18 protein-coding genes and 1 tRNA gene are annotated in these 23175 nt (G+C 25.7%); 18 read left to right on the forward strand and 1 reads right to left on the reverse strand.

The annotated features are described in order from the left end of the window. Positions 1-70: 70 nt before the first annotated feature. The 15 genes from HCG70_RS07305 (at position 71) to HCG70_RS07375 (ending at position 18260) form a co-directional block, all read left to right on the forward strand. Complete coding sequence (locus tag HCG70_RS07305; protein WP_221697636.1) at positions 71-1792, forward strand: MBL fold metallo-hydrolase; 1722 nt, start codon at positions 71-73, stop codon at positions 1790-1792. A 12-nt stretch (positions 1793-1804) separates the two neighbouring features. Continuing rightward, positions 1805-3124, forward strand: a complete 1320-nt coding sequence (locus HCG70_RS07310) for a hypothetical protein (protein WP_221697637.1) — start codon at positions 1805-1807, stop codon at positions 3122-3124. 16 nt (positions 3125-3140) lie between these two features. Then, positions 3141-4847, forward strand: a complete 1707-nt coding sequence (locus tag HCG70_RS07315; RefSeq protein ID WP_221697638.1) for an Hsp70 family protein — start codon at positions 3141-3143, stop codon at positions 4845-4847. Further along, positions 4847-6445 carry a hypothetical protein gene (locus tag HCG70_RS07320; RefSeq protein WP_221697639.1) on the forward strand — a complete coding sequence of 533 codons (1599 nt, stop codon included), beginning with the start codon at positions 4847-4849 and terminating at the stop codon, positions 6443-6445. The genes HCG70_RS07315 and HCG70_RS07320 overlap by 1 nt, the downstream gene beginning before the upstream one ends. Next, positions 6445-7491, forward strand: a complete 1047-nt coding sequence (locus HCG70_RS07325) for a hypothetical protein (RefSeq protein WP_221697640.1) — start codon at positions 6445-6447, stop codon at positions 7489-7491. Before HCG70_RS07320 ends, HCG70_RS07325 begins: the two co-directional genes overlap by 1 nt. 121 nt (positions 7492-7612) lie before the next feature. Beyond that, positions 7613-7753 carry a hypothetical protein gene (locus HCG70_RS07330; RefSeq protein ID WP_221697641.1) on the forward strand — a complete coding sequence of 47 codons (141 nt, stop codon included), beginning with the start codon at positions 7613-7615 and terminating at the stop codon, positions 7751-7753. A 295-nt stretch (positions 7754-8048) separates the two neighbouring features. After that, positions 8049-10166: a UvrD-helicase domain-containing protein gene (locus HCG70_RS07335; protein ID WP_221697642.1), complete on the forward strand. Its 2118-nt coding sequence runs from the start codon at positions 8049-8051 to the stop codon at positions 10164-10166. A gap of 151 nt (positions 10167-10317) precedes the next feature. Beyond that, a complete protein-coding gene (locus tag HCG70_RS07340; protein ID WP_221697643.1) occupies positions 10318-11238 on the forward strand; it encodes a DUF5655 domain-containing protein in 921 nt (306 codons plus the stop codon). 276 nt (positions 11239-11514) lie between these two features. Further along, complete coding sequence (locus HCG70_RS07345; RefSeq protein ID WP_221697644.1) at positions 11515-14001, forward strand: DEAD/DEAH box helicase family protein; 2487 nt, start codon at positions 11515-11517, stop codon at positions 13999-14001. A gap of 96 nt (positions 14002-14097) precedes the next feature. Then, entirely contained in the window at positions 14098-15177 is a 1080-nt protein-coding gene (locus tag HCG70_RS07350; protein WP_221697645.1) for a hypothetical protein, read from the forward strand. Positions 15178-15283: 106 nt separating this feature from the next. Further along, entirely contained in the window at positions 15284-15880 is a 597-nt protein-coding gene (locus tag HCG70_RS07355; protein WP_154820448.1) for a bifunctional 2-polyprenyl-6-hydroxyphenol methylase/3-demethylubiquinol 3-O-methyltransferase UbiG, read from the forward strand. Positions 15881-15886: 6 nt separating this feature from the next. Beyond that, on the forward strand, positions 15887-16195 hold the full coding sequence (locus HCG70_RS07360) for a nucleoside triphosphate pyrophosphohydrolase (protein WP_055276066.1): 309 nt from the start codon (positions 15887-15889) through the stop codon (positions 16193-16195). Between the two features lie 274 nt (positions 16196-16469). After that, positions 16470-16943 carry a hypothetical protein gene (locus tag HCG70_RS07365; protein ID WP_055276064.1) on the forward strand — a complete coding sequence of 158 codons (474 nt, stop codon included), beginning with the start codon at positions 16470-16472 and terminating at the stop codon, positions 16941-16943. A gap of 111 nt (positions 16944-17054) precedes the next feature. After that, a complete protein-coding gene (locus HCG70_RS07370) occupies positions 17055-17198 on the forward strand; it encodes a hypothetical protein (protein WP_156327401.1) in 144 nt (47 codons plus the stop codon). A gap of 303 nt (positions 17199-17501) precedes the next feature. Next, on the forward strand, positions 17502-18260 hold the full coding sequence (locus HCG70_RS07375) for an SDR family NAD(P)-dependent oxidoreductase (RefSeq protein WP_042399094.1): 759 nt from the start codon (positions 17502-17504) through the stop codon (positions 18258-18260). A 241-nt stretch (positions 18261-18501) separates the two neighbouring features. Here the strand turns inward: HCG70_RS07375 and HCG70_RS07380 are convergent. Continuing rightward, positions 18502-18577 (reverse strand) — tRNA-Met (locus tag HCG70_RS07380). Between the two features lie 260 nt (positions 18578-18837). On the opposite strand from HCG70_RS07380, the gene HCG70_RS07385 reads away from it, so the two are divergent. From HCG70_RS07385 to HCG70_RS07395, 3 genes are all read left to right on the forward strand, one after another. Continuing rightward, positions 18838-19989, forward strand: a complete 1152-nt coding sequence (locus tag HCG70_RS07385; protein WP_221697646.1) for a PolC-type DNA polymerase III — start codon at positions 18838-18840, stop codon at positions 19987-19989. A 153-nt stretch (positions 19990-20142) separates the two neighbouring features. Beyond that, a complete protein-coding gene (locus HCG70_RS07390; RefSeq protein WP_221697647.1) occupies positions 20143-21660 on the forward strand; it encodes an oligosaccharide flippase family protein in 1518 nt (505 codons plus the stop codon). Between the two features lie 232 nt (positions 21661-21892). Beyond that, positions 21893-22984: a linear amide C-N hydrolase gene (locus HCG70_RS07395; RefSeq protein ID WP_221697648.1), complete on the forward strand. Its 1092-nt coding sequence runs from the start codon at positions 21893-21895 to the stop codon at positions 22982-22984. The last annotated feature ends 191 nt before the right edge of the window (positions 22985-23175 follow it).

Consider the following 23175-nt stretch of genomic DNA (forward strand, 5'->3'; position numbering starts at 1 on the left):
AAAAAGATGTAAGGAGAGTTTATTAAAAGCAATAAATCACTTTAGATTAGATGAAGATGAACTTATTATTATGTTTAATTTAGCATCTTTATGTGGTTGCTGGGATGAAATAATAAAAAAAATTAGAACAGTATATTTAGAAAATAATAATTTATCTATAAGGAATAAGTACATAGAAAATATATTCTTATTATGTTGTGGTGAGTTTTTGCAATATAAGGATAAAATAGGTGATATATTACAGGAGTGTAACAACAATATTGAAAAAAGTATAATTACGTATTTAATATCTAGAAACATAACAGATAAAAAGATTCAACTGGAATATTGTAAGGTTTCTTTAGGACTATGGCAGGAAAATATTGCAGCAGCAGAAATTATATTTAGATATAAAAATAAAGTTTCAGCTGAAATAATATATAAGCTAATTGAATTAGAAAAATTAAATAATATAGATCTAATAGAAAATCAAGAAAATTGTATATATGATTTTAATTTTATTCCTCTTGGTGGAGGAGATAATGTAGGAGCAAGTTCTTATTATATAGATATAAATGGGGCGAGAGTATTAATAGATTGCGGAATTGAATTTAAAGGTAATGATTATGAATTACCAAACTTTAAGCTTTTAGAAGAGATAGGTGTATTTAAGAGTATTAAATATATAATAATTACTCATGCTCATTTAGATCATTGTGGAGCAATATTAGATTTATATAAAATGAATAAATCAATAAAATTCATAATGACTAGAGAATCTAGAGAGTTATTGAAACTTAATATTATGTCATTAGAAATAAGTAAAAAGGAAAATTATATTTTAGAAGAATTAATTCAAAAAATAATAACTATTGATTTTCGTAGAAAATTCCCAATAGATCAAAATGGAACATATATAGAATTATATAGAGCTGGACATATATTAGGTGCTACTTCAGTTATGATTAAAAATGAAAAATGTAATATATTCATTACAGGAGATTATTGTTTAAGAAATCAAAATTTAGTACAAGGTATGGATATTCCAGAAGATGAAATTGATATTCTTATAACTGAAAGTACTTATGGTAATAAAGAAATTAATAAATCGTTTTTGAATGAAAAGCTAGAGTTATTTAATTATATAGGTGAGAAGTTAGAACAAGGAAAGCAAGTATTAATTCCTGCATTTGCATTAGGAAGAACACAAGAAGTATTAGATTTAATTAATTCTAATGATAAGAATAAACATTTTAGGACATATATTGATGGTACTTCTATTGAGGTAACAAAGATTTACGAAAAATATATAGATAAAAAAATAGTTAAAAACCGTACATATTATGTTAAGGATTCTGTTTATTCTTCAAAAGAGCAATTTATATCTGAAGAAATAATGACTAATACATGTTGTATAGTAGCAAGTTCAGGAATGTTATTAGAAGGTAGTGCATCAGCGGAATATGCTAAAAAGATACTTGCTTCAGAAAATGGAGTATGTATTTTAATAGGATATCAAGCCAATAACACTATTGGTGCAAAGCTTAAGGAACAAGCACAATTAAAATGTGAACGATACATTAATATTGAAGGAAAATGTTATAAAATTGCTGCTGAAATTAAATCATTTAATTTATCAGCTCATGCAAGTATGAATGAAATTTTAGCACTTCAATATTATATTAGAGCTAAAAATATTATTTTAGTTCATGGTGACAATAAAGGCGAGAAATCTATATTAGAAAGAAAATTGACTAATATAGGTAATATAAATATATATCAAAGTAAAAATAATGAGTTAATAAAATTATAAATGGAGGAAAAGATGAAAGAAAGAATATTAGAATTGGCTATATTAAGGCCAAATGGACATCCATGGCAAAAGGCCAATTTAGGAATTAGTAAAAGAGAGATAGACTCTATTTTAAAAGAAATGGGGTTAATTTCAAAGTATGAAAGAGCTAAGTTAAATAAATTAATAAAGTTTACTATTTTGAAAGAAAGTAAAGGACGTAATGATAATGAAGAGATTGTTAAGTTAGTAAAGTCAATATTATCAAAAGATATAGAATTAAATTCGGATATTATTACTAAAATTCAAAAAATAATGAATTTGGATAATGAAGAAGATATAAGGATCTATAATTCTTTCTTAAATGGAGAATTAGATGTAGAAGGTTTTAGAGAAAATTTACAATCAAGTTTAAGTTGGTTAGTTGAAGTATTTACAATTTATTTTGTTATGAAAGAAGAATTAACTATTGAAGAGTTAAATAATAATATTTGTGAGTTTATTAATAAGTTATTTAGTAATACAGAGCATAGTAAGGAAATTAAAAGCAGAGTTCATTTGGCAGGATATGGGGATAATAATTCATTAATAAATCTAAAAAAATATTTATCAGATTATAGAGAAGAAATATTAACATTATTTAATATAATAGAAAATAAAAAATTTGAAAATAAATTAGAAGTTGAAGAAAAATCTAAAGTAGAAGAGAAATTAGAAATAGAAGAAAAATCTAATGAATTAACATTAGATTTAGGTTCAGAAAGTGATATAAATATATCAGATTCTATAATTGATATGTTTTTGAGCAAACCTACGTCATTAGATGTATTAGATGATACTTTTAATATTGAAGTTGATATAAAAAATAATAATATAGAATCTTCCATAGAAGAAATCAATAATGAAACAGTAGAAGAAACTATAGAAGAAAAAGTTGTATCAATAGAAGAAAGTGAAGAATTAATTACTTTATCAAGAGAAAAATATAATAAATTAATTGAAGCAGATAAAGAAAGAGAAATTAAAGTCTTAAAAGACTTAGCTAATATCCGTAATGGGGCAGTTTTATCTGAGCTTTATAATGCTTATAAAAATATAAATGATATATCTAAAGAAAATTTAGAAATAATATTGGCTAATTTATTTAATGCTTTAAACCAATATGGTTTTGAAGCGATAGAAGATAGGAAATTAGTTGGTGAAAACATAACAGTAAATACAAAAGATGTATTAAAAGAATTTATATTTACTAATCCGATAAATAAAGATGGACTAGTGGAAGGTAAAGTTGAATATTTAGGTTGGAGCTACAATGGTAAACAAGTTGTGCCAATGGTTATAAAACCAATATAGATAGGAGGAAAAATAAATGGCATTTTCAGTTGGAATAGACTTAGGTACTACTAATACAGTAGTATCTACTGCAAGAAGAGGAATTAATTCAAATGTTGAGGTGTTAACTGAAGCGATAGATCAAGTAATTAATGAGGAATGGGGAGAAATTCAAAGTAGTACATTACTACCATCAGTGTTATATGTAAATAATGGTCTACATAATGTTGGATTAATGGCTAAAGAAATGAAAGGTCAAAGTGCAAATAGAGTAATTTTTAATTCTAAAAATTATATTGGTGAAAGTGATTATAGATGGAAAATTGATGATAAAGAGTATTCGCCAGAAAAAGTTGCTTCTTATTTTTTAAGTGCAATTAGAAAGCATTTAAAGCAAAAATATAGAGAGGATGAATCTATTGAATCTGCAGTAATTACAGTTCCTGCATCATTTAATATAGATCAAAGAAATTCTACTAAAACTGCTGCTAAACTTGCAGGGTTTAAAGGTGATATTACTCTTATTTCAGAACCAACAGCAGCTATTTTAGATTTTATAAATGAACAAAGTAAACTTCAAGATAACGATAAGTTTATAGAACTTCAAGATTTTAAAAATGTTTTAGTTTTTGATTTAGGTGGAGGTACTTGTGATGTAGCTGTGCTTAGAATTAAGATTAATGGAAAAGAAATATATGTTGAAGAAGTAGCAGTATCCCCTCATACATTAATAGGAGGAGCTAATTTTGATGCATATGCAGTTGAAGGTATAATTAAAGATTTTGAAAAAGAAAATAATATTTTATTGAAAAATGACTTAGATAATGAATCATATAAGAAGTTAAAAAGAATGTTGCTAGTATATTTAGAGAAAGCAAAAATTTTCTTTGCAGGAAAATACCTTCAACAAAGTGATGAATGTGATGATTTAAATGAATTGCAAAAAAATATAAAAAGAATAATAGGAATTCCTAATGCAATTAATGGACAACCATTTAAGTATGATTTATCAATGAAGAGATATAATGAATATATTACTTCACTATTAATTAAGGAAAGTAAGGAGAATGTTATTTCACCAATTGAATCAGCGTTAAGATCAAGCAAATTAGAAGCAAAGGACATAGATTATGTTTTTTGTGTTGGCGGAATGACAAAATATCCTGAGGTTTGGAAAACTATAACAAACTTTTTTGGAAAAGAGCCATTAAAATTTACAGATTCTATGGAATCAGTTTCAAGAGGTGCTGCAATATATCAACATTATGATATTATTAATTTAGAAAAAAATGATAATAAAGTAAATATTGAAGAACAAACAGTAGTAGATATAATACCTACTTTACCTCAAACTGTATTTTTAAATGTAAAAGATGGTTTCCCAATTCCATTAATTGAAGCCAAAACAAAAGCTGGAACACCAATAATTCATGATAATCTTATAAAAGTAACTTCTGAAATAGGGTTATCATTAGAGCTTTATGCAGGAATGAGCTTTTTTGATCCGGATTTAAAAAGACTTGAAAATGTAAATTTAAGATTCCCAGTAGGTATTAAATCAGGTACAGATATAACATTAAAGCTTGAGTATACGCAAAAGGGAGTACTGATGTTTGAAGCTTGGATTAAAGATAATCCAGATATTAAGATCAACTTAACATTAGAAGGCAGTCAATTAGACGAAAGTGAGATAGAAGAGGCGAATAAAGAATACAGAATTGATGATGTTAGGGGGATAATTTAATGTTAGATTATAAGGATATTTTACAGAAGTTAAAAAATGAAATAGAAGAAGAAAGTATGTCTATTGAAGTAGATACAATGTCGTTTATTGAAGATGTAAATGCTAAATTGACAAATGATTCAAAGAGATATAAAGATAGTAATAAAATTATTTTTAAACAACATATTAGTTATGAAAATGCAGAAAAAATTATTAGTTTAGTTAATAATATAGAGGGGTATAACTTAAGTAATATAGGTGACTATAAATATGAATTAATTAATATTTGTAATATAATGGATGCTATGAGAGAAAATCCGGTTGAAATATTAGTTTATGCTACAAAAGGACTATATGGAAAAGATTTATATATAAATGCAGTAAGAGATGTTGTTAAATATCTTTATGAAGAAAATAGTGAAAATGTAAAGATAGCTTATAAAAGTATATTATCTAATTGGAATTGGAATGACTGTATTGAGTTTGTATTAAAAAGTATATGTGAGTTAAGAATATATGATATTTATTTAGAAGTTTATGAAATATTTGAAAAAAATATTCTTAATAGGGAAATGGCGGCTAGAGCATTATTAGCTATAAATGCGAGTGAAGTATATGAAAGTATGATAAATTTCCTATGCTGTCAATCTAATGATACAAGTTTAGAACTTGAGTTATATAAAAAGATATTATATATGATTGCTAAAGAAAATCCTAATAATACGCTATATATTTATAAATCTTATTTAAGACAAAATTTATGGGGAAATGTAAGAAATATAACTATAGGAGCTATAAGATTTAATTTAAGTAAGGTTATTTTAGATGATATTGAGAAAAAACTTAAAAATAATCAAATTGATAATGCTATAAGAAAAAAATTAATAATATTACTTGAAAAATGTACAAATGGAGAGGATAGAGCACAAGAAATACTTTTTGGAGCAACTAATAGAAGAAAAGATAAGGAAAGTTTATTAGGGATAATTACCGATAGGAATTCAACGGATAAGGAAAGAAGTATAGCTTTAATTACTTTAGCAAAGATGGATTCAATAAGTAATCAAGATTTAGATAAGGTTATCGCTAATGTTATTAATCAATCAGAAGTTTTAAATGCTACAATATGTTCAGCTAAGGTTGAAAGAGGGGATAATAGATATATTATAAAATTATTTGAGTATATTTTAAATAATGATGAATATAGCGATGTTTCTATAGAAGCTTCTAATCAAATAAAAAGATTAAGAGGTTTGAATAGACAAGATTTATTAGATAATTTAAATAAAGTTGCAGAAAAAATTCTAGATAATGAAGATACAGTTAATGTAAAAAAGGTAATTAAAGTAATTGATTTATTTTCTACAGGAATTCCTTCAGATGAAATTGCAGAACTATTTTTAAAGAAATTAATGAATACTGAATATATAGTTATTAAGAATAAATTGTTAGAATTTTTCAGAAAAGAATATAGTAGATTTACTTATGCTTTAAAGGAGAAGATAAAAGGTGTTGTTGTTCAATGTAGCTATAATGAGGATACGAAAAAGGTTGCTATGGAATGTTTAAACTCTATTAACTCTTTAGTTGATTTAGCTCCAACAGGAGGATCTAATTAATGAAAAAAATATTTAAAACTAATATTGATGATTTTGAAATACTTGATTTGATAATAGAGTACTTTCAAGATGATAATCTTAGATTAATTATAGATGAAAATCCGCTGTTAAAATTTTCATGTATTCCAGAGGGAGGAAAAAGATTTAGATTTAATAGGGATGTAGTTGAGGTAAAGGTAAAAGAGTTTATTAGAAAAGATAGAAAGATAAGGATAAGCCTTTTAAAAATGTGGGAAAAAATTGTTGTTAATGAGATAAAAGAAATTGATTTTATTTTAACAACTGAGGATATGTACACAAAATTAAGTAAAGGAAAAACGTCAAAATACATATTTAGATCATGTACTATACTATGGCAAAAAAATAAGTTAGATTTAAATAAGTGTGGAGATAAATTATATGAGATATATAAAGAAAAAATAAATTCACAAAATGAAGAGTTCAATGATAGTCAAGCAAAGATAGAGGAGATAGGTATGAACAATGATATTATGTCATTAACTTTAGGAGAGTGCATTCAAGAGTTAGTAAATGCAAAAAAAGAAATAATAGAGTTAAATGAGAAGGTGAAGGAAAAGGAAAACGAATCTCAAAAGTTAAAGAGTAATTTGGATTCTATAATTGATAATAGAGATTTAAAAAAAGAAATAAAGTTTTTATCAAAGAGAATAAATGAAGTAGATTTATTAATAAAGGAAGAAAATGAAAAGTTAAACACAGAGTTATGTGAAATAAAAAAAGAAAATGTAGAATTAAGAAAAAAAATAGAGGCAATAGATAAAAGTATAAGTAGTATTAACATGAATACACTTATAAAAACTTTATCGGAAAGTCAAAATAATTTTAATAATACTTTAAAGGGTGGATTAGTTGAGATTATACAAAAAAATATGGAAATAGTATTATTAGGATTAGAAGAGAGATTACTTAAAAAGTTAGAAGAAAAAGATAATAAATATAATAATACTCCAAGTATAGAAGTGAAAGAAGAAGGTTCAGATAAAGACAATAATTTTAATACATTAATTGAATCTATATTATTATAGATTATAAGAATTATTAGCAATTTCATTTTAATTCAGTAGGATGTGAAACTAACAGTTTATCTTCAGTCATAAGTATATGATTGATAATTAATTGGTCGTTGAATTTGCAACTGAAGGAGAGATGTCTGAAATTTATATATACTTAATGAAAGCTATTAATAGAATATTTAAAGATAAATTAGATAGAGGTGTAGTTGATTACTTAGAAATGATTGAAGGTTTTAAAATAGAATTAAAACTGAGATATTCGCAGAGCAAATAATAAGAGTTATTAAAATACGAATGAGAAGTATAATTAAGAGGTTTTTAAAGAAATATGATTATTAACCAGATAAATCTAAGAAGGCATTGGAAACTGTTTTAAGACAAGCTGAACTTATGTGTGGGAATGTAGATTTTACTGATATGGACTGGCAAATGGTAGCTGAAAATAATATAGAATATAAGTAGTATAGGATGGTGTACTAAGAGTAGTACACCATTTTATAACAATATCTTGATAGTGATAATAGTAAAATAATAATTAAAATTAAATAAAAAATAAGGAGTATGTTGGGATGGAAACTATAGTAAAAAGAGTATGGGAAGAATCAATTAAGCATGTTTCAAATGCTGTTGAAAATGTAAAGGTTAAACAAGAAAAATATAATGAAGATATAAAAGTCTTAGAAAATAAAATATATAACTTAAGAGAAGAACTTCCTTATGCAGATAGAGAAGATAGAATTTATATGAGAGAAGAGCTAAATTTATTAAGAGATAACTATGATGTTCTTCGTAGAGATGGTGATGAAAAAGACACAGAATTATTCATTAGTTCACCATACTTTTGTAAAGTCGCTACAGATGCTGGCAACATATATATATCTAAATATAAGAAAGATTATGAAAATGATATAGTATTATTTACAGATAATATTGCAAAATTAAGATTTTATGATGTAGATGAATCAGAAAAAATCAATGGAAGAAAACATACTGTTAATGAAAAAATAGATTATATAATTGAAGAATCATTATTAAAGCAATTTACTCATTATAAGAAAGATTTAAGTTATATTTTTGATGGTGAAAATACTACAGTAATAAAAGGTGAAATGCCAAAGGTTAAAAAGGCTATAAAACCAGTTGGTAATAGAAAGATAGGTATGCAAGAAATTATTGATAGAATGAAGCTTGAGCAAGATGCTGTAATGAGAGCACCAGAAATAGGAGTAACGTTAATAAATGGAGGAGCAGGTACAGGTAAAACTAATATAGCAATTCATAGATTAAGATACTTACTAAATGAATTTGGAAGTATGTTTAAAGAAAAAAATATGGCATTAGTTTGTTATAATGTAGCTTTAAAAGAATATTTAAGTAGTGTTATTGGAGATCTTAACCTGAAAAATATTCAAGTATTTTCATTTGATAAATGGGCTTATCAATTAGTAAAAAACTATAGCAATATTAGCTACATCAATTATAATGCAAAGATTAGTGATGAAACTATAGAAGCATATAAATCTGTAGAATTTGGAGATATACTTTTAAATTATATACAAGCTTTAAGTAGTTGTATTGAAGATGAAATAACAAGTAGTGATTTATTAAAGTTCTATATACCAGATCATTATATATTTAATGATATAATAACTATTCAAGATATATTTGAGTTAAGAGAGGAAATTCATGAAGAGATTAATTCAATGCCTAATTCAGAAGAAACAAAAAATTCTGTAGATAAAGAATTAGAAAGAATTTTAAAATCTACTTATGTAACTAAAATTGATTTTAATAATAAAATTTATACTTTGAATGGTACTAATATTCTTTATAAAGTTTATATATCAGAAGAAATAAAAGAAAAATTTAAAGAGGCATACTTCTTTTATAAGACTTTATTCCAATATAAAGCTAATAAATATGAACTTTATGCAATAACCTATTTATTAACACTTATATCAGGAGAGATTAATAAGGAGTTAAGAGTTTTTGATCATATTGCTGTAGATGAAGTTCAAGATTTTTTACCTATCCAATTAAAGGCTTTAAAGAATATTTCAACATATTCTATGACTTTAGCAGGAGATGTTAATCAAAAGATATTTAATACTAATATAGATGAATGGGATGGACTTGGAATTAATATAGATAATTTATTTACATTAAAAGAAGTACATAGATCTACAGTTCAAACAATTAACTTTGCCAATGCCTTAATTGGAAATACAGATAAAATAATCAATGATAATAGTGGACTAAAACCAGTAGTATACTGTGGTAAGGGCCTAAATGATAATTTAGAAAATGTTAAAGAAAAAATTAAAGAAATAAAATATAAAAATAAAGATGCTGCAATAGTTATTTTATATCCAGATAGTAAACATTTAAAATATATTAATGAGCAAATGAATGAAGAGGGTATTAATAGTTATATAGCACTTAAAGATGAATGGGATTTTACTAAAGATGTATCAGTAACTAATTATCATCAAGTTAAAGGATTAGAATTTGATCATGTATTTATATTAGGATTAAATGAGTTTGAAAGCTATAGTTATGCGAATAAGGAAAAAATATTATATACATTGTTAACAAGATCAAGGGAAGGTGTTTATATGTATTGTAATAAAGATATACCTGAAATAATATCTAATGTTAACACAAGTCTATATCATTTTGGTAAGTAGGAAAAATTATATCTTAACCATATTTTTTATAGTGATGGATATTCGTATAAAGAAAAAGTAAAGTTATAGTTTTATTTAGAAAGTTTAATGCGGTTATTGTGAATATGAAGCTAGGTATAATATAAATATATTTACTTGAAGAGGAGATTATATGATTTTATATAATATAAATAATGAAAACTTAGAAGAAATAAAAGAAGTTCCATTTTCAAAAGAAATTGAGTTACATAAATTATGTGAAAAGAATTTGGAAGAACTATTTGGACTAGAATTTGTAAAAAGAGAAGTTACTTTAAATAATTTCAGGATTGATACCTTAGCATTTGATAAAAATACAAACTCTTTTATAATCATTGAATATAAAAATACAAGGAATTTTAGTGTTATAGATCAAGGATATGCTTATTTATCTTTGCTTGTAAATAATAAAGCAGAATTTATATTAGAGTATAATGAAAATTGTAATAATACTTTAAAAAGAGATGATATAGATTGGTCACAATCAAGGGTAATATTTGTATCACCTGAATTTAATAACTACCAAAAAGAATCAATAAATTTTAGAGATTTACCATTTGAATTATGGGAGGTTAAAAAGTTTAGTAATAATACAGTGAGCTTTAATCCTATAAAAGTTTCAAGAAATGCTGAGTCTATTAAAACAATAGAAACTACAAGTGAAGTAGTTAAATCAGTAAACAAAGAAATTAAAGTATATAAAGAGGAAAATTTATTAAATAATAGTCCGGAAGAAATAAAGGAAATATATAATGAAATTAAGGAATATATACTTACTTTAGATGGAAATATTAATATTAAATGTACTGGTGTTTATATTGGATTTAGATTAAATAATAAAAATATAGTAGATATATATCCTATGAAAAAGAAAATAAAAGTATGGCTTAATTGTAAATGGGAAAGTATTAATGACTATAAAAAAATAGCAAGAGATGTATCGAATATAGGACATTGGGGTAATGGCGATTATGAAGTAGTTTTAACTGATAAAGATGATTTGGATTATTTATTTGACTTAATTAAGCAAGTATATAAACTAAGAAAGTTGTAAATTAAAATTACATGTTGCTAAAATAAAATGTTACCAATAACCTTTTTGAAGAGTTATTTAATAACGATTCAAAGATTAGCTCAAAATATAGTAGAGCATATAGGGCTATATGGTGGAGAAAATTTATATTTAAAAAATGAAAGAATATATAATTAATAGTTAAAAATATAATTTGTTTGGAAAAGATAAATAAATATGAGATAATTAATAAGAGCAAAAAGAATATTATTACAAGTTTCTTTTTGCTTTTATTATATAAAAATATTAGGAGATCAGATGATAAATAATATAAAAGAAACAATAAAAGTATCACAAATAAATGAAAAACCAATACACGAAGATCAAATAAATTCAAATTCCACAACAGGTGATAAAGACCACCTTTATCCAAAGCTAAAACAAAGCTTCAAAACAGCTACAACAATAGATATAATAGTATCATTCCTAATGGAATCAGGAGTAAAACTATTATTACAAGACCTAAAAGAAGCACTAGGTCGTGGAGTTAACATAAGAATACTTACAGGAAACTATTTAAAAATAACACAACCACAAGCACTATATTTACTAAAATCAGAACTAGGAGATAAAGTAGACTTAAGATTTTACAACAATCCAAACAAATCATTCCATCCAAAAGCATATATGTTTCATAATCCACTAGATTCAGAAATATACATAGGTTCATCAAACATATCAAGAGGAGCATTAACATCATCAATAGAGTGGAACTACAGATTCCTAAAATCAAATGCTCCAAATGACTTTAAAGTATTTTACGATACATTTGAAGATTTATTTAATAACCATTCATTAGTAATAACTGATGAAGTATTAAAAGATTATTCAAAACAATGGACAAGACCTAATATATATAAGGATTTAGAAAAAGAAGAAAGCAAGGAAGATAAAGTTGTAAATATATTTGAACCAAGAGGAGCTCAAATTGAAGCATTATATAGCTTAGATAAATCTAGAGAAGAAGGATTTGATAAAGGTTTAGTAGTTGCTGCAACAGGTATAGGAAAGACTTATTTGGCTGCATTTGATTCTGCAAAGTATCAGAGAATTTTATTTGTAGCACATAGAGAAGAAATAATAAAGCAAGCAGCTCAAAGTTTTAAAAATGTTAGAAATTCTGATGATATTGGATTCTTTTATGCTAATCAAAAAGATACAAGCAATTCATTTATATTTGCATTAGTTCAAACTTTAGGTAAGGATGAATATTTAAATGAAAAATATTTTGCAAAGGACTATTTTGACTATATAGTAGTTGATGAATTCCATCATGCAGTTTCTAACAATTACAATAAAATAATTAATTACTTTACACCAAAGTTTTTATTAGGACTTACTGCAACTCCAGAAAGACTTGATTCTAAAGATGTATTTGCACTTTGTGATTATAACATGGTTTATGAAGTTAGGTTAAAAGATGCAATAAATAAGGGGTGGCTAGTACCTTTTAAATACTATGGTATTTATGATGAAACAGTTAATTATGAAGATATAGATTATAAATATGGTAAATATGATGATAAGCAACTTGAAGAAGCATTGATGCTTAATAAAAGAGGAGAACTTATTTTAAATCATTATCAAAAATATAATTCACAAAGGGCAATGGGATTTTGTAGCTCAAGACATCATGCAGAATATATGGCAAAGGTATTTAATGAAAATAAAGTGCCTGCAGTAGCTGTATATAGTGGAGAAAGGGGAGAATATTCAGAGGAAAGAGATATAGCTTTAGCTAAATTGACTTCCGGTGAGTTAAAGGTAATATTCTCAGTAGACATGTTTAATGAAGGTTTAGATGTACCTCAAATTGACATGGTTATGTTTTTAAGACCAACACAATCTCCAACAATTTTCCTGCAACAGCTTGGAAGAGGATTAAGAAAGGCTAAAGATAAGAAATGTTTAAATGTACTAGATTTTATAGGTAATTATAAAAAGGCCAATTTAGTGCCGTTTTTATTAAGTGGAAAAGAGTATTCAGCAGCAGAATGTAAGAAAAATAAGCAAGGTGATTATGAATTCCCAGAGGAGTGTATAGTAGATTTTGACTTTAGAATCATTGATATATTCAAAAAGCAAGCAGAAAGAGAAATGAAGGTTAAGGATAAGATAAAAGAGCAGTTTGATATTGTATATGATATGTTAGGACATAGACCAAGTAGAGTTGAGTTATTTACTTATATGGATGATGATGTTTATCAAAATATTAGAAGTAAAAATAAATCAATGGATCCATTTAAGAATTATTTAGAGTATATAAAAGAAAATGATGAATTAAGTTATGATGAAGAGAAATTATATAATTCTAGAGGTAGAGAATTTATTAATATGATTGAAACCACAAGTATGAGTAAAACTTATAAGATGCCAGTTTTATTAGCCTTTTATAATGATGGAGATATAAAGATGGAAATATCAGAAGATGATATTTATAAGAGTTTCTATGAGTTTTATAGAAAGGGATCTAATAAGGTTGATATGCTTAAGGATAAAAGCACTAGTGATTTTATGAGCTGGGATAAGAAGAAGTACATTAGCTTAGCTAAAAATAATCCTATTAAGTTTTTGATTAAAACTCATGGTGATTTCTTTAAAGAGAAAGATAACTGTATATTAGCTCTTCAGGATGATTTAAAAGAGTTAATTGGTAGCAAAGCTTTTAAGGAACATATGCTAGATGCGATAGATTTAAGGGTTGAAACCTATTATAAGAATAGGTTTTTTAACAAGAGAAAATAGTATATAATACAATTATCAAAGAAGTCAATTAATTTTGGCTTCTTTATAATTTATATAAATGAATAAGAATGGTTATTATAAGGGGGAATGAGTATTATGTATATATTAAATAAAGCTGGAAATTTTCTTGAGGAGGTAAAAGAAACAACATTTTATGAAAGTGATATAAAAGAAAGACAACATATTGAAGAATGGCTTAGAAAAAAACCTGAGGTTATGGGAGAGGAGCTACTTATCATTGGGCATGAGTATGATAAATTTGAAGTAAATGAAAGATTAGATTTATTAGCTTTAGACAAAGATGGTAAGTTAGTTATTATAGAAGTAAAAAGAGATAACTCAGGAAGTGCAGTAGATTTTCAAGCATTAAAGTATGCTTCGTATTGTTCGAGATTAACACCAAAGGATATTCTTGATATATATCGTGAATATATTGATAACTTTGGATTAAATTTAAATCCAGAACAAGAGATAATGTATTTTTTACAAGTAGAGGATGAAGATGTACTTAATGAAAAGTTAAATAATTCTCAGAGAATAATAGTTATAGGAAAAGAATTTGATAAACGAATATTATCAGTTTGTACATGGCTATATGAAAATAGTATTGATGTTAAGTGTATTTCTATTAAACCTTATGAGTTAAATAATGAAATTTTAATAGACATAGATCAAATAATACCTCCTGATAAGATTGAAGATTATTATATAAATAAGAAACCAAAACAAAATAAAACTATTATCAATAAAGATAATAATAGTATTGAATTTTTAGCAAGTATTGTTAATGAAATTAATAAAAAATCTAATTTGAATATTAAATATTTAGGGAAAAAATATTATTTTGGAGCATCTAGAATAAAAGATAAAGGAATTGAGTTTGTAGTATCTTATAGTAAACGAAATAATACTGTTGGTATATCAGCAGAAGCTTGGAGAGATGAAGGAGTTAAGAGGTTAAAGAAGGTTTATGATGAATTTAGTAATGAAATTTCAGAAAAACTTGGGACAAAGCTGTATTTAGAAAGTGGAGTGAAAAATAGCGAAGTTTATAGAATGTTTATTAGGATTAGCATGGATGGAGTAATAAATCTATTAGATAGTTCAGATGGAATAGCTAATAAATATTTACTGTATAAATCTATTTTAGAAGATAAAGTTAGAAATTTAGAGTAGAATTATTATGAATTAATACACTGAGTTAATTTAATGAAGTTAAGTTATATATATGATATAAGAAAATTAAAGTGAAGATTATAAATAATTGAAGGGAATAAGACAAATGATAAATAACACATTAGATTTTTACAACAATAATTCAAAAACATACATAGAAACAACACTTACAATTGATATGAGCAAATTATATAAAGAGTTTTTAAACAATATCCCAAAAGGTGGAACTATCCTAGACTTAGGGTGCGGAAGTGGTAGAGATAGTAAAGCATTTATAGATAAAGGATACAAAATAACAGCAGTAGATGGTTCCAAAGAATTAGCACAAAGTGCATCAAAACTAATAGGGCAAGAGGTTTTAGTTAGTAAATTTGAAGACTTATCATTAATAGACAAGTTCCATGGAATATGGGCATGTGCATCATTACTTCATGTTAATAAAAAAGATATCCTAGATGTTATAAAAAATGTATCATCAAATTTAAATGATAATGGAATCTTTTATATGTCATTTAAGTATGGTGAAGATGAATATATAGATGAAAAAGGAAGATATTTTAATTGCTATACTGAAGAAACTTTTAATGAATTAATAAATAAAGTTGAAGGTTTAAAGATTATGAAAGTTTATAAAACTATTGATATTGTTCCAGGAAGAGGCGATATTACTTGGTTAAATGCAATTTGTGTTAAGGAGAGTTAAGAGGTTATGAAAACTTATAATAAGTTAGTAAGAGATTTAATACCAGAAGTTATAAAATCAACAGGAAAAGAATGTGAAATAGAAATAGCTCCAAAAGAAGAAAGAACAGCACTTCTTGAAGCTAAACTTATGGAAGAGGTTAATGAATATTTAGAAGATAAAAACTTAGAAGAGCTTGCAGACATTATGGAAGTTTTATTTGGACTAGCAGATAATATTGGATATAGTGAAGAAGATTTACTTAATAAAAGGCAAGAAAAGTTAAAAGAACGTGGTGGATTTAAAGAAGGAATTATATTAAAAGGTGTTAAATAGAAAATAAATCGATACGATACCTAAAAGAATGTTTAATTTGAAACAAGATATTAAACAATACAAAGAACTCTACTAATAAATTATAAGGTAGAGTTCTTTGTATTTTAATTTAAAAGAAGTTCAGTTACTTTATAAAGAAAATAGTATTAATACCTATTATTAATTATATAGATAAGCATAAAAACTACTCCATATGAGTAATAAAATGAAACTTTTATTCATATATTATATAGGATTTTATTTGCAATAAGATTTTATTTAGGGGGTCAAATATATGAAAAGATTGCTTATTGCTGGAATACTAGCTACTTTAACTTTATTTGCAGGTTGTTCAAGTGCTACAGAATCACAAGAAAATGAAACATATAATTCACCAGAAATTGAAGAAGCTGAAGATGTTGAGACAGAAGAATCAGAAATCAATATAAATGATTTTGTAATAACAGGACAACTACAAGAACCAGACAGCATAGGCACTATATATTATCAAGCTACATTAACAAATAATAGTAGTTATGCAGTTAAGTATGCAGATTTTAAGTATAATATAACTAAGGATGGTGTCAAAGAAGGTTCTTATTTAACATTTTCAGATACAATATTAGCAGGAGAAACAAGTAGTATTAGTGAATGCTTTGGTAGTGATGATATGGAGTTAATTAGCATTGAATTAACTCTAGTAGATGCTGAAGGTAATGACATTTATGTTGAATATGATGTTAAGCTTAATCAAATGGAAATATGGTAATGAAATAAATAGAGCAGTAAAAATAAAGGATATATAAATCGTTTATAGATCTTATTAGATATATTTATAAATAAAAATAGTATATAATAGAATTAAAAGAAGTCATTTGTTGTGGCTTCTTTTAATTTTTATGTTAATAAATGTGGATTCCACATTGTTGAATTTTTTAATAAATATTATAAAGATTCTCAAAATGATAAGATTGATGGTGAATTTAATGAAGAGTTTTTTAGGTTTGAAAAAGTAATGAAATAAGTATACCTAAGTTAAGGCGTTACAATTTGATTATTAAGTTTATATAAGCAATTTTAATATATTGACTTTTAAAGGGGTGTCTAAAATAGACATCCCTTTAAGATATACTTATTTAAACAATAATTTTAAGTAAGGATAATAAAAGATTAATCAGCAATATAAAACCTTATAGAATATTTAAATAGAAATTATTAAATTGAAATTTTTTACAATTAATAAAAACATGATAAAATTATAACTATAAAAATAATATTTTTATTCAAAATAAAAGGATAATAAAGAGATGCAAATGGAGGGGATTATATGTTAAAGAACAAGGTAGCTATTATTACAGGAGGTAACTCAGGGATTGGAGAAGCAACTGCACTATTGTTTGCTAAAGAAGGTGCAAAGGTTGTAATAACTGCAAGAAGAAAAGAACAATTAGAAAATGTTGCCCAAAGAATCAGGGGCTTAGGTGGAGAAGTATTAGTAGTAACTAGCGATATTTCTAAAAAAGAAGATTGTAAAAATGTTATAGATGAAACAATAAAAACATTTGGTAAATTAGACATTTTAGTTAACAATGCTGGTGTACTAGATCATGCACTTTTACCTATTGAAGCTGTTGATGAAAATGATGTTAATTTTGTAATAGATGTTAATACAAAAGGAACTATAAATATTACAAATGTAGCTGCTAAGGTAATGTTAGAAAATAAAAGTGGCGCAATTATTAATGTAGCATCAGTTGCTGGCGTTTATGGTTCTGGAGGAGCTGTATATTGTGCTAGTAAAGGAGCAATAATTGGATTAACTAAAAATATTGCATTAAGAATGGCTAAAGAAGGAATACGTTGTAATGTTGTGTGTCCTGGTTCAGTAAAAACACCAATGTCTAAATCAGAAAATTTAGCTAATATGAATATGGATATGATGAATGCTATGATGGCTCATGCAGATTTAAAGCTACCAGTTTGTGAACCAGAGGATGTAGCTAACACTATAGCTTTCTTAGCTAGTGATAAGGCTAGAGCAATAACAGGACAAGTATTAGTAACTGATTTTGGTGCAAATTTATAATAAAATAAAAGTTAATTATTAAGCTAAGTAAACTTATATAATGAATTTTATTATTAGGGTAATATAAAAATAGTAAATAAGTAATACATTTAAAAAGCTAGAAAATATTAATTAGTTTTCTAGCTTTATATTATTTTATATGAATTTTTGAATAAATTGTTTTTAATTTTGAGTTAATATGAATTTATTAAATATTTATACAAAAAAAATAAACCTTATAAAATATAAGATTTATTTTTCTTGGTTGCGGGGGCAGGACTTGAACCTACGACCTTTGGGTTATGAGCCCAACGAGCTGCCAACTGCTCCACCCCGCGATATTATGCCTTGCAAACTTGTTTTGCTTAACTTGTAGGTTAAGTATAACTTTATAATTACATATAGTCAAAACTGCATTATGCCATATTAAGCCTTTAGAGGACAAGAAGTAGTTTAGAATACTAAATCTAGCTATATACTATCAATATAACAACTTTTAAGTATTAATGATTTTTTAATATAAACTATGTGATATAATTTTTAATATATTTAAATTAATATAGTAATAAATTTATAAAATTAGAATAGAGGTACAAGTATGATAAATCCCAAAAGAGAGTGGAGAAAGTTTGAATCATCAGAAGAAAAAATAGAAGTTTTAAAAGAATTAAAACTAATTAGCCCTAAGGCAAATGAAGTTAAAACTTTATATTATAAAGGTGCATATACAGAAAATGCTGTAGAATGCGATGTTGTTGGAGTAGTTGATAATAATGAAATAATATTAGATATAAATGGTGAATTACATAGCATACACCCAGATTACTTATTAGATATGCAGAAAAAAGAAAGATTCATAATTGTAGACATAGAAACACCAAGAAGCTTTAGTCCAGCTGATGGAATAAGAGAAGTTGCTGCAATAGTTGTAGAAGATTATAGAGTGATTGATAGCCTTCATTTAGCAATTATTAATGATGAAGAAAAATATAAAAATGGATATGGTGATGGCTTAGATGCAATTGAAGAAAATGAAGAGCTTAAGTCAAAATTTAAATCATTAGTTAAAAAGTATAAGTGTCCTTTAGTAGCACATAATGCAAGTTTTGATAGAAACTTTTTAAGATATTGGGGCTGGGTTGAAGATAATCAAGAATTTTATTGTAGTATGAATACAATAAAGCAAAAAGAAATATTACCTTCATATAAGCTTGTTAATTTATTAGAACATTACAATATTAAAAAGGGACAGGCTCATAATGCATTACAGGATGTTTTAGATTTATTAGAGCTATTAAAAGTTATTAAGCCTGAAAGATGGTCAGCTTTAGGTACACCAACATCAGCATCAGTTGCAAAGAAAAGTAACAAAGATAGCAAGAGTAGTAATGAAGCTAATGGTGCTAAGCAAGCTTCAGCTTCAACAGCAAATAGATTTAGAAAGTTTGCAAAGGATAAGGAGCAAGTTGCAGAAGAGAAAAAGATGATAGAGTTTGCTAAGGAAAACTTAATAAAGGATATATTTAATAAAAAGAAAATAGTCTTTACTGGTGATATGTCTAAAAGTAGAGCAGAAATGAGAGCAACAGCTATAAGATATGGAGCTGATTCACCAACTAGCATAAGTGGAAAAACTAATATGCTTGTAATTGGAGAAGGTGCTGGAAAGAGCAAGTTAGAAAAGGCTAAAACTCTAGGAATAGAAATAATTACTGAAAAAGAGTTTTGGGATATTATTAATAAAAATTAGTTTTATTTCTATGTAATGAAATTTAATTTAAAATATATACCAGAAAATATAATTATTAAATTATTATAAACTTTAAATTCATCAATTTAATATAAGTAATTTATTGTAAACACTTAACATATAGTAGCAATATAATAAGTTAAGAGGTACTGTATGGAAAATAAAACAAAGAATTTATTTATAAATGCAATATTATTATCAATTACAATGATGATAATGAGGAGTATAGGAGTTGTATTTAATGTATACATATCAAATGAAATTGGTACAGAGGGGATGGGATTGTACAAGCTTATTGGAACAGTGAGTATGATTGCAATAACTTTTGCAACTTCAGGAATAAGTTCAGCAGTAACAAGAATTGTAGCAGAAGAAATGTCAAAGCAAGAGTACAATAATGTAAAATATGTGGTATTTAAAGCATCTACAATATGTGGAGTATTGGGAATAACAGCTTCTATTATATTATTTGCTTTTTCTAAAAATATAGCTTTAATATTTTTAAAAGACACAAGAGTAATACTTTCAATAAAAATATTTGCAATAAGCATTCCTTTTATTTCAATATCATCATGTTTAAAGGGATACTTTTATGCTGTTAGGGATATATTCATACCAATAACAACTCAGCTTGCTGAAAAGTTTATACAAATTACAGTAATAGTATTATTATTACATTCAGCTGTATCTATAAAATTAGAATATGGTTGTGCAGTGCTTGTATTAGGAAGTGTTATAAGTGATATTTTATCTTGTTTATATGTATTTATAGCATATAAGTTGGAGAAAAAGGAAATTAAGTATTTAAGTAATGTACAAGGAAATACAAAAGGGTTGATTAAAAGGTTATTTAAAATATCTATACCTATGGCTACTAGATCCTACCTAATGTCTGCATTTAGTACAGTGCAAATGATATTAATACCATTATCTCTTGTAAGGTTTGGAATGTCTGAAAGTGAAGCTATAAGTGCATTAGGTGGAGTTATGGGAATGGTTTTTCCCATAATTATGTTTCCAGCAACATTACTCATGTCTTTAGCTAGAGTTTTGATGCCAGAGATTTCTAGAGCTAAGGCTATTAATAATAAAGAAAGGTTAAATAGTGTAATTACTAGAAGTATTTGTTTTACAAGTATAATAGGTATTATATCTTTCTTTATATTTTTTACATTTTATAATCAATTATCTATATCAATTTATAACAGAGAAGATATAGGAACGTTTTTTAAAATGCTTTCTTTTATAATTCCATTTATGTATATTGATATGATTATGGGCGGTATTTTAAATGGATTAAATGAGCAAGTTAAAGTATTAGAATATCAAATTATGGAGTCTGTATTAAAGATTTTAGGTATATATTTTTTAGGGTCTATAAAAGGAATAGAAGGCTTAATTATAGCAATGTATATATCAACTATTTTTAGTTTTACAGTAAGTTTTATTAGAGTAGTTAAGGTTACTGATATTAAAATAGATTTATTAAAGTGGGCATTCATGCCTATAATCTTTGGTTTAATATCAACTATATTTGGAAAATTAATATGGAATTTTCTAGCTTATAATACTTTATTAATTGGAGTAAACACAATAATAGTAATTAGTTGTGTTGGAATTGTTTATTTAATATTATTAAAAACTTTTAATTGCATAAAAATAAGAGATTAATTAAATGAATGTGTATAATACTATTTATTTTATTAAATAACAAAGAATATATTAATTGTTAGTATACAAATGATGTATTTTAAATGATGAATGTTTATTATATAGTTAATGAAGCAGCACTTATGATTAGATGATATAAGTGCTGCTTTAAAATTTGTAATTATAAAATAACAATATCAGCTGTTTATTACATATATTATTTAGATAAAATAATAATTTAATGAGGTAATTCATGGACAATATCAATGAGGTATTAAATGCTATGAATGGTGGATGTAGTTCTATGAGTTGGACTACAGAAGATAATAAGCACCTATGGGGAAGAAATTTTGATTTTAATTGTATTGCTGAAGAAAGTAAAATAATATATATTCCTAAAGGTAAGAGTTATTATGGATGTGGGACAAGAGTAGAAAATAACATAGTTGAAAAAACAAAAACTGTATCAAAGTATGCAGCTGTTGGAACAGGAATAAGTCTTATGCAATCTACACCAATTTTGTATGAGGGGGTTAATGAAAAAGGGGTAATGGGTGGGCAGTTAGCTTATCGTTGTTTTGCTAAATATAATGATAAAAAAGCTAAAGGTACAATAGCTGTGCAGCCTCCATTTCTTGTTACATATCTTTTAACGAGATGTAAAAGTGTAGATGAAGTTGTTGATATGATTGAAAATAAAATTACCTTAATGAATATACCCATACTTGGGCAAGTACCACCAATTCATTGGATATTTTCAGATAAAACAGGTGAAGCTGTTATTATTGAGCCAGATGAAACAGGAGTAAGCATTTATCGTAATTCTATGGGAGTTATGACTAATAGTCCAAGTTATTCTTGGCATTGTTTAAATTTATTAAATTACTTTAATATTAGAAATTTAGATTATGACACTTTAGAGATTAATGGAGAAAAATTTAATAAGTGTTTCACAGGAGATGGTGCAATGGGACTTCCAGGAGATTGTTCTTCTACATCAAGGTTTATTCGGTTATCATTTTTGAAGAAGTATGCTGTTAAGGGGATAGATGAAGAGGAGGGTGTTAGTAATATTATTCATTTATTTAATAATGTTGCAGTGCCTCTTGGTTTAGTTGAATTATCAGAAAAAAATAATACAATTGTGTATGATGAATGTTTAGAACGGTATGAATATACAATTTATACAGCTGTAATGTGTGCTGAATCATTGAAGTTTTATTGGGTAACATATGAAAATCAAAGAGTTCAATGTATAGATTTAAATGATTTGTTAGATGTTGATGATTATGTTGAATATGATCTTAATAGGATGCCAGATTTTAAGTATATTACTAAGAAATAGATATAAATAATACATGATAAAGGATCTACGTCAAGGTAGAGCCTTTATTTTAATGAAGAGATTTATAAGTATGTTTCTAGAGTAACAGTTTTAAATACTAATGATCCTTTTGTAAAGGATATATCATTTTTAGAAAAAGTTCATAATGATATTAAACCTATATATAACATAAATGTAAATGGTGTAGAAAT

It is taken from the genome of Clostridium sp. K04, assembly GCF_019734375.1.
GTDB classification, from domain to species: domain Bacteria; phylum Bacillota; class Clostridia; order Clostridiales; family Clostridiaceae; genus Clostridium; species Clostridium saudiense.